Genomic DNA, 1,193 nt, shown 5'->3' with positions numbered 1-1,193 from the left:
TCGGCATAGAAGAGCGGATTGTCGATACCGGCGAAACCGCTGTTCATCGAGCGCTTCAGCACGATCACCGATTTCGCCTGGTCGACATTGAGGACCGGCATCCCGTAGATCGGGCTGGCGGCATCCTCGCGGGCGGCCGGGTTGGTGACATCGTTGGCGCCGATGACCAGGGCGACATCGGTGCGGCTGAACTCGCCGTTGATATCGTCCATCTCCTTCATGGCGTCGTAGGACACCTCGGCCTCGGCCAGCAACACATTCATATGGCCGGGCATCCGACCCGCGACCGGATGGATGGCGTATTTCACCTCGACACCCTTGGCTTCGAGCAGCCCCGCCATCTCCTTGACCGCGTGCTGCGCCTGCGCGACGGCCATACCGTAGCCGGGCACCACGATCACCTGGTTGGCGTAGGCCATCTGGATCGCCGCGTCGGCCGCCGAGGTGGCCTTGGCCTGCTTCTGTTCGCCGTCACCGGAACTCACCACCGCACCGCCGCCACCGAAACCGCCCGCGACGATCGCCGGGATGGACCGGTTCATGGCCTTGGCCATGAGGTTGGTCAAGATGGTGCCGGACGCGCCGACGATCATGCCTGCCACGATCATGGCGGTGTTGTTCAGCGCCAGCCCGGCCGCCGCCGCCGACAGACCGGTGAGCGCGTTGAGCAGCGAGATCACCACGGGCATATCGGCGCCACCGATCGGCAGCACCACCATCAGCCCGAGCACACCGGCAGCCAGCAACAGACCGACCATCCACCACTGGGATACGCCGCCGTCGGAGGCCCCGAGGCCGATGACCACCGCGGCCCCCACCGCGGCCACCAGCAGCACCAGGTTCACCAGCTGCTGCAACTTCCCGAGCCCGATCGGGCGGCCGGGCAGGACCTCCTGCAGCTTGCCGAACGCGATCACCGAACCCCAGAACGAGATCGAACCGATGATCGCGGCGAACAGCGAGCCGACGATGATGTGCACCGTGGGTTCCTCGCCGTGCTGGAACGCCGAGAAACCGGTGGTATCGATGAATTCGGCCCAGGCGATGAGCGCGACCGTACCGCCGCCGACACCGTTGAACGCCGCCACCAGCTGGGGCATCGCGGTCATCTTGGTGTAGCGCGCGGGCGGAACACCCAGCACTACACCGACGACGAGGCCGGCCACGATCAGGATCCAGTTGGTGCTGTCACG

1 protein-coding gene is annotated in these 1,193 nt (G+C 66.3%); it reads right to left on the bottom strand.

Annotated features, from left to right (window positions below):
* Positions 1-1,193 (bottom strand): NAD(P)(+) transhydrogenase (Re/Si-specific) subunit beta (locus IEY68_RS35835; protein ID WP_189094730.1); only part of this gene is annotated, 1,193 nt, incomplete at both ends.

The organism is Nocardia jinanensis (assembly GCF_014645735.1).
GTDB classification, from domain to species: domain Bacteria; phylum Actinomycetota; class Actinomycetes; order Mycobacteriales; family Mycobacteriaceae; genus Nocardia; species Nocardia jinanensis.
Note: the sequence above shows the minus strand (reverse complement) of the source record. Positions and strands in the feature narration are given on the sequence as shown.